Genomic DNA, 15,255 nt, shown 5'->3' with positions numbered 1-15,255 from the left:
ATAAAAGAGCACACTATGCAAAGTACAAACCCCACGTTTAAAAGCTTTAAAGCCTTCTACCCCTATTATTTAAAAGAGCATCGCAACGTGATTTGCCGCCGCTTACATTTTATAGGAAGCACTCTCGTTCTTGCTGTAATCGCAATAGCATTATTGAAACAGCAATATAGTTTATTATGGCTATTACCTGTTATTGGATATGGGTTTGCGTGGGTCGGGCATTTCTTTTTTGAAAAAAACCGCCCAGCTACTTTTAAACACCCCTTTTACAGTTTATGGGGAGATTGGGTCATGTTTAAAGACATGCTTGTTGGAAAAATTAAATTTTAACACTATTTTTTAGTAGTCTTTTTTATACTAATTACTTATAAAAACAAAATTACTTCATGCTTTAAAGTATAGGTTCTAATAAGTAGTACATAATTTATAACACACCCGTTAAATGTTAATTTAATTAACATTTAACGGTGTTTTTGTATTTTATGTTTTTAAAAATATTTATAAGTGAACAGTTGTTTATTGCCAGCCCAATAAAAATGGCTTTCTACTCATGACTAGTTAAACCTACCATCTCATCTTACCAGTTAATTAAACGTTAAATTTAACTTTTAAATATAATTCATTATCCATCAATTACTTAGCAATCACCTTCGCTATATAACCAAAACAATGGTCATTATAAAAAACAACCAACTGTAATTATAAAAACACCTAAATTAATTGAATGTTATTCAATTGACTGACTTTGTTAATTAAGTATATGTTCAAGGTAACAAAAAAGTTTATACCAATTCGCTTAATTAAGTGAGCTATTTTGAGGATGGAGAAACGTGTTGATAGCTAGGCAAAAAATTCGCTGTTTAGTTGTTCTCGGCAATTGCTCCTGTATTGCTCTACCTTCTGCATCCATGCAGTCGTAAATGAGAATTTTTTAACGCAGATAGCGACACGTTTAGCCCCTAAAAATGATTAAGTATTATTGCGGGTTGGTATTATTAATCTTTTTGTACAAAACTAAAATAATTCAATGGGTATGGGGAATACAGCATGAATAGAAAACCGTTATTTAAATTACAGCAATCGGTACCACAAATATTACTCGCAATGAGCGCATCTGCTGCACTACTTGGTTCGCTCTCAGTAAATGCTGCAGAGCAAGACACTAAAGCAGAAGAAAACATCGAACAAATAAGCGTAATTGGCTCTCGCCGATTAGGCCGTACAGTAGAAGATAGCGCAGTACCCATCGATATAATTGGCGCTGATGCCCTTAAAAATTCTGGCTTTACTGAAACGAATGCCCTACTTAGCAGTTTATTACCCAGCTTTAACTTCCCGCAGGCATCACTTACTGATGGCAGCGACCATGTACGCCCTGCTCAGCTTCGTGGCTTAGCACCCGATCACACCTTAGTGCTTGTTAATGGTAAACGCCGCCACAGCAACGCATTACTTAACTTAAATGGCTCAACGGGTCGTGGTTCATCATCGGTTGATTTAAATGCAATACCAGCAAATGCTATTGCCCGTATTGAAGTATTACGCGATGGCGCCGCAGCGCAATATGGCTCTGACGCTATAGCGGGTGTTATTAATATTGTGCTTAAAAGCGCAAGTAGTGGTGGCTCAGTTGCGGCTATTTATGGTGCTAACGTAACCGAAATGGACGGTGTACCACAGCTTGAATCTGTATCTGAGGGTAGCGACGGAAATTTAGCATTTACCGAAGGGGGCGATCGCTCTTTAACAGACGGCCAAACACTCACACTTCAAGGTAATATGGGTTTTGAGCTTGGCGATAATGGCTTTTTAAACATCTCAACAGAATACCGCGACCGCCATTCAACTAACCGCTCTGACTACGATAACCGTGAAAACTACGCACGATTAGATGATGGATCGTTAGACCCTCGCGAACTTACCGTAAATCGTTACAACCATAACTTTGGTAATGGCGATGTTGAAGACTTTTCAATGTTTTATAATGCAGGTTATCAATTAACAAACGATATCGATTTATATTCGTTTGGCTCTTACAGTAAACGTGAAGGCGAAGGTGGTGGGTTTTATCGCCGTGCAAGTGATAGTCGTAATATAGAAGAAGTGTACCCTGATGGTTTTTTACCGGTTATTACTTCAGACATAGATGACTTTTCGCTGGCACTTGGCGCTAAAGGTTTTGCAAACGAATGGAATTACGATGTATCGGCCGTATATGGTCAAGATGCGTTCGAGTTTGGCGTTATAAATAGCTTAAATACCTCATACGGCCCTACTAGCCAAACAAGCTTTGATGCCGGAACACTTACCTACGATCAACTTACCTTAAATGTTGATTTTAATCGTGAGGTAGACGTCAGCTTTTTAGAAAGTTCAGTAAGTGTGGCCGTAGGTGCTGAGTATCGCCGCGAAGGGTACCAAATTGATGCAGGTGAAGAAGCTTCATATGCACAAGGCACATTTGGCCCAGGTGGTGCAGTAACCGACCCAGTTGATGGCCCATTTGGCGCAGCGGGTTCACAAGTATTTCCAGGTTTTACACCCGAATCAGAAGGCGACAATAGCCGCCATAACGTGAGCTTTTATATCGACCTTGAAACCTACCTAACCGACGATTGGAATTTAGCAGTTGCCGCCCGTTATGAAGATTACTCAGATTTTGGCGATACCATTAATGGTAAAATTGCGACTCGTTATTCATTAACTGAAGACTTAGCGCTGCGCGCATCGGTTTCTACTGGTTTTAGAGCACCGTCGTTACAACAGCAATACTTTACCTCAGTAGCCACTGTATTTGTTGATGGCGAACCAACCGAAACCGGCACATTTGCACCAGGCAGCGATGTAGCAAAAGCACTGGGCTCACCGGGTCTTGATGCCGAGGAAGCAACAAACTACGGCGTTGGTTTTACATGGTCTACCGACTTTAATTTCAGCTTATCGGTTGATTACTACCAAATATTAATTGATGACCGCATTGTGTTATCAAATAACTTATCGGGTGCTGCTATTGAGCAACTACTTGAAGGTACCGGTGCTAATCAGGGCCGCTTCTTCTTAAACGCAATTGACAGTAAAACCCGTGGTGTTGATGTGGTTGCCTCTTATAATGTAGCAACCGATGGTTACGGCGATTTAGCCTTTAACCTCGGTTATAACTACGGCAAAAATGAAGTGACCAATATCATCGACCCACCAGCAGAACTACAAGGCGCAGGGTTTGATCAAGACAACTTGTTCTCTGGTAATGAGCTGCGTCGCTTTGAAGTAAGCACACCGCGTAATAAGTACAACTTAAGTGCAACGTGGACTAACGATGATATTCGTACAACGCTTAGAACAACACGCTACGGTGAAACTCAAGATCCATCATCAACGGCAGAGCTAAATGAAGTACTAAAACCAAAATGGATCACTGATTTAGACGTAGCTTATGCACTTACCAATAACGTATCGTTAAGCTTGGGAGCGAATAACATTTTTGATATTTACCCAGACGCAACACGCGAAAATGTTGACGAAGTAAGCACTTTCTCACGTTTATTTGCATACTCAAGCTTTTCACCGTATGGATTTAACGGACGTTACGTGTACGGTAAAATAGAAATGAAGTTTTGATAAGCACAGCTTAAAGTACCCAAACACACAAAAGCCACCGATTAGGTGGCTTTTTAATGCGAGTTGCTATTAAATCTATTATTAGATTTTAGTTAACCAGCCGTGCTTGTCTTCACTTTTACCCCATTGAATATCGTTCAATGCTTGGCGAAGGCGTGCTGTAGTAGGGCCTGGTTCGCCAGTACCAACTTTGTATTCTTTATCGTTATGAATAAACGTACCCACAGCAGTTAGTACAGCTGCAGTGCCCGAAAGCGCCGCTTCAGTGCCAGGTTTAGCAGCACGCTCTAGTAGCTCAGTAACGCTAAAGTTACGCTCGCTTACCGTCATACCTAAATCTTTGGCTATGGTTAAAATACTATTACGCGTTACACCGTGTAAAAAGGTGCTATCGAGTGCTTTAGTAATAATTTCGTTGCCATCAATAAGTATAAAGTTAGCAGCACCGGTTTCTTGTACGTCGCCACCTGGGCAAAACAAAATTTGATCAGCTTGATACTTTATACGTGCAGCGCTAATAGGTGCTAGTGCACTGGCGTAGTTACCACCACTTTTTACCATACCCATGTGCGGAGCGCAGCGCATGCCATCTTCTTCAAGCAGTACACGTAGTGCAGTTGCACCACCGGCAAAGTAATCACCTACTGGCGATAGTAATGTGTATAAAAGCGAGCTCATTGATGGCGCTGCGGCTTTACCAATTGCAGCCTCTGTACCAATGTGCGTTGGGCGAATATACATAGAACCCGGCGGTAATGGCGTTTCATCTGCGTATTCACGCATAATATCGATAATCATCGTTTTTAGCATATCGCTGTCAAAACTCGGTAAGCTTAATAGCGCTGAGCTTTGTTGCATGCGTGCAATGTTTGCATCCATTCTAAAAAGATAAACAGAACCATCTTCATGGCGAAAGGCTTTTAAGCCTTCAAAACATGTACTTGAATAATGAAGAACGTGCGCACCAGCATGAAGTTCAAGTTTATCGGAAGGGACAATTGAGCTTTCGCTCCATTTATTATCAGAAAAACGAGCTTGAATCATCTGCGGCATAAACACGGTACCAAATGCGGCCATTTTAATCTCTCTTGTGTGGTCTATTTCCCTCCATTGTATGACAATCACACGCTATTTAACCATAGCTAAAGTAAGGCTTTTTTAATTAACTATGAGAATTTTTTGCAAGTGCTGTTTACTAATCAACCGCATTGGGTGCTATAAACAAAAAAATCGACCTATGCTGCTACATAGATCGATTTTTTAAAACAAATAATTTATTTAAACGAGTATTTAATAATACGTTTTAACACCGACGTATACTGTCTAAAAAAGCCACCAGTGTGATAATCAATACCGTGTTTTTGCAAAACAGCTTGTACTTGCGGTGCAACTTCTTGATAGCGCGAAGACGGCATATCTGGAAATAAGTGATGCTCTATTTGGCAGCTCAAATGCCCTGTTAAAACATGAAACCAATGCGACCCTTTAATATTAGACGAGCCCAGTACTTGGCGGTAATACCACTGCCCTTGGGTTTCGTTTACGCAGTCTTCTTGTTTAAAGGTCTCTGTTTCTTCAGTAAAGTGACCACAAAATATTATGGTCGACGTCCATAAATTACGGATTAAGTTTGCTACCAAGTTACCCGCTAATACCCATAAAAATAAAGGCCCTGCAAGTAACGGAAATATCGCATAATCTTTAATTAATTGGCGAGCGCCTTTACTAAAAAAGCGTTGCTTTAGTGTTGAGTGCGATACAAGCCCTTCGCGGTTTTCTTTCTTTTTACCAATAAAAACACGCTCTGCAGCTAACTCGTGATACGACACGCCCCACTGAAATAGCACACTTAAATTAATATACGTAAAAAACTGCCATACATTTTTAAAACGCCACTTAAAATCATCGCTCAGGCGTAATAATCCATAACCAAAGTCTCTGTCTTTACCAATAATATTAGTATACGTATGGTGTTCAAAGTTATGAACGCGGTGCCAGCTTTGTCCATCGCACGCAATGTCCCATTCATAATGCTGTGAGTTAAGTTGCTTGTCGTTCATCCAATCGTATTGACCATGCATTACATTGTGGCCAATTTCCATATTGTCTAAAATTTTAGCCAGCGCTAGTAATAACACGCCTGCAACCCATAATAATGGCTGAATAAAACCAAGCATAAGCAAAATTCGCCCGCTCCATTCACACACTCGCTGTTTGCGCACAACAGAGCGAATGTAGTCGGCATCTTGTTGGCCTACTTTGCCAAGGGTGTCCATTTTAATGGCATCTAGCTCGCTTGCGAGCATGTCATAGTTAATGTTTTTCATAATTGTAACTCCAAATCACTAACAGGTTGGCTTACGCAAAGTTGTATTAATTGCTCGCCGTTGTCACTCAATTCACCTGTTTTTAAATTACGTACCACGCCTGACTTTTTAATACATTGGCATTGATGGCAAATACCAATACCGCAACCGCGTTTAACGGGTAGCTTTTTTTCTTCAAACTGATTCAGTAAAACATCGTTGCCCGATACAACATGGGCACTGGCGTTAATTTTCACATTAAATTGGCTGTCGTCGTTTAAGCTAGGCAGCGCCAAACCAAAGGCTTCTTGGTAGTAATTTAGCTTATGCGTTTTAGCAAAATCGCTCACCGTTTGCATAAATGCTGCAGGGCCACAGCAGTAAATGTCTGGGTTTTCCCACGGCTTAATATTGCTGGTTATGTCGCTTGATTGCTCACGCGTTAATAATAAAAACGAAAAATGCTCAAACTGCGCCGCCAACTCACTCAGTTCATCAACACATTGATGCTCAGTGGCTTTTGCGTAATACACTAACGAGACTTTTTGCGTAGTTTGACTTAAGTAATCATCAAGCATAGCCAGCATAGGTGTTATACCCGACCCACCGGCAACAAAAGTAGCCGGTGTATGTGTATTTTTAAATACAAAGTCGCCGTTTGGCGCAGAAATATTGCACCACAAACCCGCTTTTAATGCGCTACTGAGTAAACCTGTAAAGCGCCCTTGCGCATTTGTTTTGATTAGTAAGCGCACCAAACCTGTATTTTTAAATTGCTGTGCGCTTGAGGCCACGGTAAAAACGCGTGTTAATAATCGCCCATTAATTTCAAGCGTTAAACTTATATGCTGCCCTGACGTATGTGTCTGCCATTGTTTGCTTGGCTTAAGCTGCACACTTAAAAAACCGCCATCAAGCACAGCGGTACTAACTACTTGCGCTCTAAACTGCCCTGCACGCCACGCAGGTTTAAACACCTGCATTATTGGCTCTATGTAGCCTGCAAAACTTTGATGGTGTAAAAACCATTTTGAAAATTGGTTTAATACTTGAGTAATCATGGTTAAATCTCTATCAAATCTTAATTATTTTGAACTTACACGTGTACGCCCAAATTTCAGCGCACAAGTGTACGCTCAAATTTTAAGTTTTCAACCCCAATAGAGTAATTATTCAATTTTTTTATTAGCGCTAATTGCTAAAACAATTTCCTGTGAAGAGGTAATTTTATAAACATATAAGTGTGTATTTTTCATTCAACTCAACACTTAACAAATTTATTTATGCCATGTTAAGGTGATGTAAGACTGAATTAATTTTGGAAGCCATAATGATAAATTTAATGTCACATAACACACTCCCTAAACTAATAAGTGCAGGCTTAGCCGTTGCTATATTTGCTACTAACGCACCCGCGCATGCAAAAAGCGATTACGTAAAAAACTATAAACAGCTCGATACTTTATCGCTTAGCGTTAACGCAGTAACAGCGGCAGAAGGTGTGGTTATACCTTGGGCTATTGAGCCTCTAGCTAATGGTGACTTGTTAATATCTGAGCGCAGTGGAACGTTATTTTTATTACCTAAAAATACCACTAAATTAACTGAGGTCTCTGGGCTGCCCGACATTGACGCTAATGGCCAAGGTGGATTACTTGATTTATCACTACACACCGATAGTAAGCAAAACCAATGGCTGTACTTTAGTTACTCAAGTAGTGAGGGCAAAGGAAGCGGCAGTAACACCGCCTTAATGCGCGCTAAGCTAAGTGACGATCATACGCAGTTGTCTGATCAGCAATTGCTGTACAAAGGCGAGCATAATAGTACCAAAGGCCAGCACTATGGCAGTCGTATTGTGTTTGATGATGAAGGTTATGTTTATTTTTCAATTGGCGATCGCGGCTCGCGCGATATAAACCCACAAGATCTCACGCGGGACGGCGGTAAAATTTATCGCTTACACGAAAATGGTAATATCCCAAGCGACAATCCGTTTGTTAAACAAAAAAATGCAAAACATGCGGTATGGTCTTATGGGCACCGTAACCCACAAGGCATGTGGTTTGATAATCAAAATAATATTTTATGGTCTCACGAACACGGGCCACGCGGCGGTGATGAGCTTAACATAATAAAAAAAGGCGCTAACTACGGATGGCCTTTAGTAAGTTATGGCGTTAACTACAGCGGTACCAAGTTTACCGACCTTAAAGAAAAAGACGGCATGCAATCGCCTGTATTACACTGGACCCCTTCAATTGCCCCTTCCGATATGTTGTATGTAACGAGTGATAAATACCCAAAGCTTAAAGGTAAGCTATTACTAGCATCAATGAAATTTGCATTTATTAGCGCATTGGAACTCTCAAAGGGTAAGGTTGCTAAGCAATATAAAATACTCGACGGCATTGGCAGAGTACGTAGCCTAGCCCAAGGCAGCGATGGTTTTATTTATTTAGGTATTGATGGCCAAGGTATTAAACGCCTAGAGCCAGAAAAATAAACACTAGCACTAGCACGCAAAATTACACTGCGTTTACTTTGCGCTTTTAAAGCGCAAAGTAAACATTTTCACCAAACAAAGAACTATTAAGCCAATTAATGCGTACACTAAATACATATAATTTAATAAATTAAGAGAATACTAATGTTTTCATTTTTAAAGCCTGATCCCGTAAAAAAACTGCGTAAAGAATACGACGTAAAACTAGAGCAAGGCATGCAGGCACAAAGAAAAGGCGACATTAAAAGCTTTGCCATGTTAAGTGCAGAAGCCGAAAAAATCTGGAGTGAAATAGAAACTCTAGAGGCAAAAAAAGCTAAATAATACCAATCGTGTTAAGTTATTAGACATTTATAGCGACGGATAAATAGAGTGATAACAAGGCATAAATTTCGACATGTAGTTGTTCTACATGAGAAATTTATAACGCCGTTAACGCTTTATTTAGCACGCTAGAAAGGCTAAATACTTAAGTCGATTGGTATCAGTATATTTAAACGCGTCTCCCCTGTTTCAAAAAAAGGAAGACGCGTTTAGTAAATAATTAATGACCTCGTTTTTACAACTTCCACCACCAGTAAACCACCTTTTATAATATGCTTACACAAACAAGTGTACTTAAAGCGGTTACTTGCATTATCGCCGCCGTTTTTTAGTGGCTGTTAAATCATTTAAAAGGCTTTTAGCTTTCATTTTAAATATGTAATTGCTGCATTTACGTACAGTACTGGCGTTTTTCCTCCTAAGTCAAAAAATGAGGACGTTTTCCTCATTTGTGCATATCATTAAAAGAACAACCCGCCTGAAAGTTTATAACTGGCAATGTGTTACAAGATTTGCTATTACTATTAAAAATAACTAAGAGGACATACTTTGCTCGTAAAAAGAGGAAAGTGTCCTCTGATAAAGCTATTATATGTTTAGGGAATGTTCAGAGTATGGATGAAAAATTTGAAGAAGTAGTCGGCCGGTATTTAGAAAAAGCGATTGAAGTTGAAACTGAGACTTCAATGTCTCAAGCAAGCTCTTCAATGCTATTTGCTACCGCTTGCTACAATGCTCAAAACATTCTTGATAAATCATCCCCAAACAACCTCGAAGCTAATATTACAGAGTATATTGAAATGTATGAGGATATGCTTAGGAACTCTATTGAGCACTACTCCAGCAAATAAACATATAACAAGGCAAATCAACAAGGACTAAAACTGGTTGGCTTTAGTCACTTCGTTCCTAAATTTTAGCCTGTTATTGTGGGCGTTATACGTTTAAGGAGGTTTGGTGAACGGACTCTGTGCATTGTGTAGAAAATCAGCGAAGCTTAAAGATAGTCACTTTATGCCTAAAGCTATTTACCGATCAATTAGTAAAGGTTTCCCTGAACACGGACAAAACATTGTTTTGATTAATGGCTCAGATAAATCAGCAGCCTATACAGACAAGCAAGCTAAAAAACATTTACTTTGTGAAAGTTGTGAATTGAAATTCTCCAAAAATGGGGAAGAAAAAGTAATTTCTTTTATGGCTCGACCTAACGGTTTTAAACTAGCTACAAAGATAAAAAAATTTAAAGCGTTGTCTCATGTACAAGATGAAAGATGGTATTTTCCGTCCAACGATAAAATAGCACTTAATTTCATGTACTTTGCTGTAAGCATTGCTTGGAGATTGTCCGTAACAGATTGGAGCGGGTACGGTATTCCTGATACAAAGAATTCAATTCGTGAAGAAAGCATGGTTGCTTTTTCAGATTACCTATTAGGAAATACTGAATTTCCTGCAAATACATACCTAGCTGTATATGTTGATAATCAAATAGTAGATAAACCAACAATGGGTTTTCCAACAGTTAAAAACCATGATGGCTACCAACATATAGTGTTTAATATTCCTGGACTCAAATTTAGCTTGTTAGCAGGCAACAATCCAGGGGCGGATATTAGAGAAACATTCTCTATTAATACAACTAACGTTTATTTTGTTAGTCGTAGTTTAAAAACACACCCTGATTATCATTTCATGGTTAACTTTTTAAAAAATGAATCAGTTGCAAAGGGACGGTTACTGAAAGAGCGCAGCAAAAACGTATAACAAGTCACTCAAAAGGACTGTGCTCCTCACCCGTTTTAGTGGACACCTCCTCATCACTATGAGGAGACTAAAATGCCTAGATATACTCAAGCTAGAAAGACACGGTTTTACCCAGTTAATTTCAAAATCAAAGCAGTCGAACTAAGCTTACGAGACGATGTCTTGATAAAGGAGGTTGCTAAGACGCTTGATATTCATCCGTTAATGCTCAGTCGTTGACGAAAAGATTCCTATATTAAACGTCGATAATAAAGGCTGGCGTCATCAAAAGTTTATTCTTAAATTAAGTTCAGCATTACTATTTTAATCGCACATAACATTGACCTAGCCCCAAAAATTAATTTGATTTCGAAAAGTGATAATGTTCAATTTTATAGAGAGTATGAGTGGAATAAAAAAGTGGCCGTAGTACACTGGACTCATAAAGATCCCAACGGATATCATGTTGGTGGTTGGTTAAAACACAAAGGTAAAATATACCAATAGCTTTATAGCAATCTGTTAAAGTAAAAAGGTAAGGAAAACGAAAATGACAATGCAATGGATCGCAATTTTGGCGGCTTTAGGCTGGTGTTTATTACAAGTAATACTTTTGCTTATATCTTCACAATGTATTTTTTTAATGATCGAGTTTCGCTCTGATAATGAGCATAAACTGTATCAAAAACTTCTATCAAACTTTATTAAATATCTTTTTTACTCCTTATTTATTTTACCACTCATCTCTCTAGGTTTGTTTATATATGGTGTTATTAACATTAAAGAATGGTGTGAACTTAAGCCTGGATTGTGGGTATTTGCTGCTTGGTGGGTGGCTCTATTTGTACTTTCTTATGCTCTATCAATGAAGAAAAAATATCGTATTTAAAAGAGTATTAATATCTACCGCCAAAAAGTTTATAACATCAAAAAACAGCTTACTAATTAGCTATATAGTGAATCATAAAAATAATAACCCCACTTTAGAAAGTACTCTCTACTTACTATCACCATACACATTTGCAGGATTTATTTGCATTAGCAGTGCGGGGTTGTCTATTGGCTTAAACCCATATTGCGCGTACAGACTATGCGCATCAGAAGTCGCTAATAAAAAGCGCCTGAGCCCTTGCAGCTCAGGGTGCTCTACTATTGTTTTAATAAGTAACTTACTCAGCCCATTACCTTGCAAGTGCGGGGCAATAAATACATCGGCTAAATAGGCAAAGGTTGCTTTATCGGTCACTACTCGGGCAAAGCCAACTTGTTCGTTATGAGCGCTGTAAACACCAAAGCACATTGAGTTATCAATAGCTGATTGCATCACGCTTTTAGGAATGCCTTTGGCCCAATAGCTATTAGCAATAAAGTTATAAATAACGTTAAAGTTAAGTTTACTTTTGTCTGTGCTGATTGAGTAATCACTAGTGTTTACAGTCATAAGTTAATAGTCTTTTATTAATATTTTATAAGCGTTTCTATATAGTCTTTAACGTTCCTATAGCCTATAAATAATCTTTAACGTTTTTAAGCTGTTTGTCGTGTACTTTTGAAAGCATTAACAATGAGCAAATAGCCCCAAATAACGCCAGTCCCATATCTGATTGGGTATCCCACACGTAACCTTGCGTGCCTAAAAACGCTTCTGCGTTTTCGCCGCTTAACACTGCAACCCACCACTCTATTAATTCGTAAAAGGCGCTAAATGCTAAACATACCGAAATAACAAAGGTGATTAACCAGCCTCGACCATTTACTACTTTTTTGCGCAGTAAAATTTCGCGTGCTAGTAGTGCAGGTACAAACCCTTGAAAAAAGTGCCCTACTTTGTCGTAGTTATTACGCTCGCTACCAAATAGATTATCGAAAAAAGGGACTTCGGCGTAGGTGTAATGCCCGCCAATCATCAGCACAATGCAATGCGCTAAAATAAATGTATATAAAATAGGAGTAAGTTTAAAGTGGCTATAGGTACTTGCTAGCAGCACTAAACCAATAATTGCGGGGATAACTTCAAGCAGCCATGTAAATTGATCTTTTGGGTTAATACCAGACCAAATTAATACAATAAAAAACAGGCTCAGCCATAAATACTTCATTTAGAATCCTTTTCTAAATTGATCAAATTTACGGCATTTTACGCTTTTGAAATAAACGACGCTACCTATAGTTTGTTTTTGCAGTAATGCGATTAAACAAAGTAGGAAAAAAGCGCTTAATTGTAGGCGCCCAACCACTTAAACCTTTGCCAATAATCACTTCGTCTTTTTTATCGCTAATGGCACGAATCATTTTTGAAGCCGCTACGCTTACATCCATCCCATTTTCTATCGACTCTTCTGGTTTATTTTGCGCTATGCCTTGCTCGTTTAGTGAGTTATGCGCAATTGCTGTTTTAATAGAGCCTGGGCAAATTGTTAAGCAATGAATGTTATGTTGTGCTACTTCTGCACGTAGGCAATCCATAAAACCAACAACTGCATATTTAGAACCCGAATAACCCGTTCTAAATTTTGAACCTACTTTACCCGCCACACTACTAATAGACACAATTGAGCCACTGCGCCTTGCCACCATAGTAGGTAGTACGGCTTTAGTCAGTGCAATTAAGCCAAAGTAATTAACCTCCATTAATTGGCGGTACACGTTAAAGTCGTTTTCTAAAAATAAGCTACGCTGCGATACGCCGCCGTTATTAATTAAAATATCTATTGCAGGAAGCTCGTTCATTTTTGCTGTTATTGTGCTCAGTACGTGTTCTGGCTGGGCTAAATCAAGCGGCACAACTAAGTGCCCTTCGCCTTTAAGCGTTGCTTTTAAATCGTTTAGTTTATCTACATTGCGCGCCGATAAAATAACGCGCGCTCCAAGCTCGGCAAATTGTATAGCAAGCTCTTTACCAATACCTGACGATGCGCCGGTGATCCACACGGTTTTATTATTATATTGCATGCGTTATCTGCCCTTTTATTGTTATTTATTAGTTTTTATAAAGGTACTTAGTAAAGTATTTTACGCCTTTGTAGGGCCAGCTATTGCGTTTACTTCATCTTCTAATGTTTTATAAAAGCCCATTAAAAATAGTAGTTCAACGGTTACGTACAAAGGGCCAATAATTAAACCAATTAGGTCATCTACAAACGCCGGTTTTTTACCTTCGTAATAGTGCCCAATAAACTGCAGTACCCAGCCAAATACAAACACACCTACGCCAATACTCAACCACGGCCAAAGCGCCATTGCCGCAATAGGCTGAGCACCAACAAGGAGTAAAGTGAATATCACGGCCATAATAAAGCCAAGCGAAAAGCTCAGCATAAAATAATAAACAACCGAGGCTAATACAAAAAGTTGTGCGCCATCAACTACTACACTACCAAGGGGTATTTGAATACGTGCTAGTAAACACAAGGCTGCAAATACAATGAGCGGAATACCAATAAAGTGCGTTAGTACATTACGTTTAGAACGATGATATAAACCATATTTACCAAGTTGCTGTTGAAGTGTTTTCATTGTTTTGCCTTTATTTTTATCTATAAAACTTACTTTAGCAAAAGTAGACACAACAACAATGTCAGGTATCCGACATTTTGTAAATTAAACAAATGCAGAAATTATTTTACCCGGCTCATGCTCACCTTGCATATCCGTTCGCTCGCGCCCTTTTTGATACTCTTGCTCAAGCATTTTTTGAAGTTCCTCTATTTTATCAGCAATTGCGCTAGGGTCTGCGCCCTCACTTTGCTGTTCTTTAATGAGCTCTTCTATTGTCGCTTTTAGCTCGTCTATTTTGTTTTTGTTTACACCTAAGCGCTGATAAACCAGCGCTTCTTGGGCACTTTCTAAAAACGTTTGATCTTTAGGCGTTGAGCTTATGCCTTTAACACCATTTGGTTTTTCATTAGGGAGGGTATTAGTTGCCGCAACTTCGCTTGAACCTGCCGCTTTATTTACTGTTGGAGAGTTATAATTACTATATTGATTTTTAAAGGTTATTGTAGTCATTAGCTCAAATCCATTGTTGCATTACATATTATGTAGCAATTTTGGTTCCAACTAAATAAAGCAGCCTCTATTTAAGCTTGTGTAGCACGGGCCTGTAACTTTTGTTTATCTAAAACAGTTATGCGTTGATACCCCAAACTAATAGCTTGTAAGCTAACAAGCTGTTGCAGTATTTGATTAATAGTTTGGCGCGTTAGGTAGGTCATATCAGCAAGTTGCTGCTGAGATAAAACAAGCGGTGTTAAGTGCTCTGTATGTTCGCTAAGCATTAAAAGTCGATTGCATACTTTTTGCTCAGCGCTTAATAATGCGTGATCTTCCATTGAGGTAAACATAAGGCGTAATTTTTGCGCCAGTAATAATCCAAATTCTTGCCAATATTGTGGTTGTTCATTTAATAGCTGTTCAAGCGCACGTTGGGGCACGTAAAAAAGCACAACATCAGTTTGTGCATATACATCGTGAGTGCGCAGGCCACCATCAAACAAAGTAACTTCGCCAAACCACAGTGATGAATCAATAAAGCTCAATACGGCTTCTTTGCCTTCGTTACTTACGCCACTAATACGCACCACGCCGCTAAGTACGGCATAAATTCCGTCGTGCTTATCACCTCGCAAAAATAATGACTGCTGAGCTTTAAGCGAGAGCGTTTTTCCCTGCGTTAATAAAAAGCTTTTTAAATAAGCGCTGCGGCTTTTAAACCAATGCCCTTGCTCTATAACGTTTTGCTGCTGTGGAGTCATT

The 15,255-nt window shown here is 39.0% G+C and carries 17 protein-coding genes and 1 pseudogene; 9 read left to right on the top strand and 9 right to left on the bottom strand.

Going from position 1 to position 15,255, the window contains the following annotated elements:
* Window positions 1-15: 15 nt before the first annotated feature.
* Window positions 16-330 (top strand): DUF962 domain-containing protein, encoded by a 315-nt coding sequence (locus tag WNY79_RS03355; RefSeq protein WP_096792913.1) that lies wholly within the window; start codon window positions 16-18, stop codon window positions 328-330.
* Window positions 331-1,047: 717 nt separating this feature from the next.
* Complete coding sequence (locus tag WNY79_RS03350; RefSeq protein WP_342875120.1) at window positions 1,048-3,618, top strand: TonB-dependent receptor; 2,571 nt, start codon at window positions 1,048-1,050, stop codon at window positions 3,616-3,618.
* Between the two features lie 81 nt (window positions 3,619-3,699).
* On the opposite strand, the gene WNY79_RS03345 is transcribed toward WNY79_RS03350, so the two are convergent.
* The 3 genes from WNY79_RS03345 to WNY79_RS03335 all read right to left on the bottom strand — a co-directional run bounded on the left by WNY79_RS03345 (window position 3,700) and on the right by WNY79_RS03335 (window position 6,985).
* A complete protein-coding gene (locus WNY79_RS03345) occupies window positions 3,700-4,701 on the bottom strand; it encodes a branched-chain amino acid aminotransferase (RefSeq protein ID WP_272941825.1) in 1,002 nt (333 codons plus the stop codon).
* A 191-nt stretch (window positions 4,702-4,892) separates the two neighbouring features.
* Window positions 4,893-5,945 (bottom strand): acyl-CoA desaturase, encoded by a 1,053-nt coding sequence (locus WNY79_RS03340; protein WP_076925931.1) that lies wholly within the window; start codon window positions 5,943-5,945, stop codon window positions 4,893-4,895.
* Window positions 5,942-6,985, bottom strand: a complete 1,044-nt coding sequence (locus tag WNY79_RS03335; protein ID WP_342875119.1) for an iron-sulfur cluster-binding domain-containing protein — start codon at window positions 6,983-6,985, stop codon at window positions 5,942-5,944. The genes WNY79_RS03340 and WNY79_RS03335 overlap by 4 nt, the downstream gene beginning before the upstream one ends.
* A 269-nt stretch (window positions 6,986-7,254) precedes the next feature.
* Between WNY79_RS03335 and WNY79_RS03330 the strand changes: the two genes are divergently transcribed.
* The 7 genes and pseudogenes from WNY79_RS03330 (at window position 7,255) to WNY79_RS03300 (ending at window position 11,389) form a co-directional block, all read left to right on the top strand.
* Complete coding sequence (locus tag WNY79_RS03330) at window positions 7,255-8,430, top strand: PQQ-dependent sugar dehydrogenase (protein ID WP_342875118.1); 1,176 nt, start codon at window positions 7,255-7,257, stop codon at window positions 8,428-8,430.
* Window positions 8,431-8,574: 144 nt separating this feature from the next.
* The gene (locus WNY79_RS03325) at window positions 8,575-8,754 is read left to right on the top strand and encodes a DUF6435 family protein (RefSeq protein WP_007375469.1); all 180 of its coding nucleotides are present in this window, start codon (window positions 8,575-8,577) and stop codon (window positions 8,752-8,754) included.
* 614 nt (window positions 8,755-9,368) lie between these two features.
* On the top strand, window positions 9,369-9,605 hold the full coding sequence (locus WNY79_RS03320; RefSeq protein ID WP_024600116.1) for a DUF3144 domain-containing protein: 237 nt from the start codon (window positions 9,369-9,371) through the stop codon (window positions 9,603-9,605).
* A gap of 106 nt (window positions 9,606-9,711) precedes the next feature.
* Window positions 9,712-10,521 (top strand): hypothetical protein, encoded by an 810-nt coding sequence (locus WNY79_RS03315; protein ID WP_182696445.1) that lies wholly within the window; start codon window positions 9,712-9,714, stop codon window positions 10,519-10,521.
* Between the two features lie 72 nt (window positions 10,522-10,593).
* Window positions 10,594-10,737: pseudogene (locus tag WNY79_RS03310) on the top strand (transposase); the annotation flags it as partial.
* Window positions 10,738-10,863: 126 nt separating this feature from the next.
* Window positions 10,864-11,007, top strand: a complete 144-nt coding sequence (locus WNY79_RS03305) for a DUF3465 domain-containing protein (protein ID WP_232007048.1) — start codon at window positions 10,864-10,866, stop codon at window positions 11,005-11,007.
* 43 nt (window positions 11,008-11,050) lie between these two features.
* Window positions 11,051-11,389, top strand: a complete 339-nt coding sequence (locus WNY79_RS03300) for a hypothetical protein (RefSeq protein ID WP_024597909.1) — start codon at window positions 11,051-11,053, stop codon at window positions 11,387-11,389.
* A 108-nt stretch (window positions 11,390-11,497) separates the two neighbouring features.
* On the opposite strand, the gene WNY79_RS03295 is transcribed toward WNY79_RS03300, so the two are convergent.
* From WNY79_RS03295 to WNY79_RS03270, 6 genes are all read right to left on the bottom strand, one after another.
* On the bottom strand, window positions 11,498-11,941 hold the full coding sequence (locus WNY79_RS03295; RefSeq protein WP_104642455.1) for a GNAT family N-acetyltransferase: 444 nt from the start codon (window positions 11,939-11,941) through the stop codon (window positions 11,498-11,500).
* 64 nt (window positions 11,942-12,005) lie between these two features.
* Complete coding sequence (locus tag WNY79_RS03290; protein ID WP_076925943.1) at window positions 12,006-12,599, bottom strand: DUF2238 domain-containing protein; 594 nt, start codon at window positions 12,597-12,599, stop codon at window positions 12,006-12,008.
* A gap of 61 nt (window positions 12,600-12,660) precedes the next feature.
* Window positions 12,661-13,452: an SDR family oxidoreductase gene (locus tag WNY79_RS03285; RefSeq protein ID WP_342875117.1), complete on the bottom strand. Its 792-nt coding sequence runs from the start codon at window positions 13,450-13,452 to the stop codon at window positions 12,661-12,663.
* A gap of 60 nt (window positions 13,453-13,512) precedes the next feature.
* Window positions 13,513-14,016, bottom strand: a complete 504-nt coding sequence (locus tag WNY79_RS03280; protein ID WP_342875116.1) for an Mpo1-like protein — start codon at window positions 14,014-14,016, stop codon at window positions 13,513-13,515.
* Window positions 14,017-14,100: 84 nt separating this feature from the next.
* Window positions 14,101-14,508 (bottom strand): hypothetical protein, encoded by a 408-nt coding sequence (locus WNY79_RS03275; protein ID WP_342875115.1) that lies wholly within the window; start codon window positions 14,506-14,508, stop codon window positions 14,101-14,103.
* 71 nt (window positions 14,509-14,579) lie between these two features.
* Window positions 14,580-15,254: a Crp/Fnr family transcriptional regulator gene (locus WNY79_RS03270; RefSeq protein ID WP_101163003.1), complete on the bottom strand. Its 675-nt coding sequence runs from the start codon at window positions 15,252-15,254 to the stop codon at window positions 14,580-14,582.
* Window position 15,255 lies beyond the last annotated feature (1 nt).

This window comes from Pseudoalteromonas sp. AS84 (assembly GCF_038900255.1).
Lineage (GTDB): Bacteria > Pseudomonadota > Gammaproteobacteria > Enterobacterales > Alteromonadaceae > Pseudoalteromonas.
The sequence above is the reverse complement of the archived record's forward strand: the minus strand, read 5'-3'. Positions and strand labels throughout refer to the sequence as shown.

Coding starts and splice junctions, on each gene's coding strand:
- WNY79_RS03355 (WP_096792913.1), top strand. CDS start 16: ATGCAAAGTACAAACCCCACGTTTAAAAGCTTTAAAGCCTTCTACCCC.
- WNY79_RS03350 (WP_342875120.1), top strand. CDS start 1,048: ATGAATAGAAAACCGTTATTTAAATTACAGCAATCGGTACCACAAATA.
- WNY79_RS03340 (WP_076925931.1), bottom strand. CDS start 5,945: ATGAAAAACATTAACTATGACATGCTCGCAAGCGAGCTAGATGCCATT.
- WNY79_RS03335 (WP_342875119.1), bottom strand. CDS start 6,985: ATGATTACTCAAGTATTAAACCAATTTTCAAAATGGTTTTTACACCAT.
- WNY79_RS03330 (WP_342875118.1), top strand. CDS start 7,255: ATGATAAATTTAATGTCACATAACACACTCCCTAAACTAATAAGTGCA.
- WNY79_RS03325 (WP_007375469.1), top strand. CDS start 8,575: ATGTTTTCATTTTTAAAGCCTGATCCCGTAAAAAAACTGCGTAAAGAA.
- WNY79_RS03320 (WP_024600116.1), top strand. CDS start 9,369: ATGGATGAAAAATTTGAAGAAGTAGTCGGCCGGTATTTAGAAAAAGCG.
- WNY79_RS03300 (WP_024597909.1), top strand. CDS start 11,051: ATGACAATGCAATGGATCGCAATTTTGGCGGCTTTAGGCTGGTGTTTA.
- WNY79_RS03295 (WP_104642455.1), bottom strand. CDS start 11,941: ATGACTGTAAACACTAGTGATTACTCAATCAGCACAGACAAAAGTAAA.
- WNY79_RS03290 (WP_076925943.1), bottom strand. CDS start 12,599: ATGAAGTATTTATGGCTGAGCCTGTTTTTTATTGTATTAATTTGGTCT.
- WNY79_RS03285 (WP_342875117.1), bottom strand. CDS start 13,452: ATGCAATATAATAATAAAACCGTGTGGATCACCGGCGCATCGTCAGGT.
- WNY79_RS03280 (WP_342875116.1), bottom strand. CDS start 14,016: ATGAAAACACTTCAACAGCAACTTGGTAAATATGGTTTATATCATCGT.
- WNY79_RS03275 (WP_342875115.1), bottom strand. CDS start 14,508: ATGACTACAATAACCTTTAAAAATCAATATAGTAATTATAACTCTCCA.
- WNY79_RS03270 (WP_101163003.1), bottom strand. CDS start 15,254: ATGACTCCACAGCAGCAAAACGTTATAGAGCAAGGGCATTGGTTTAAA.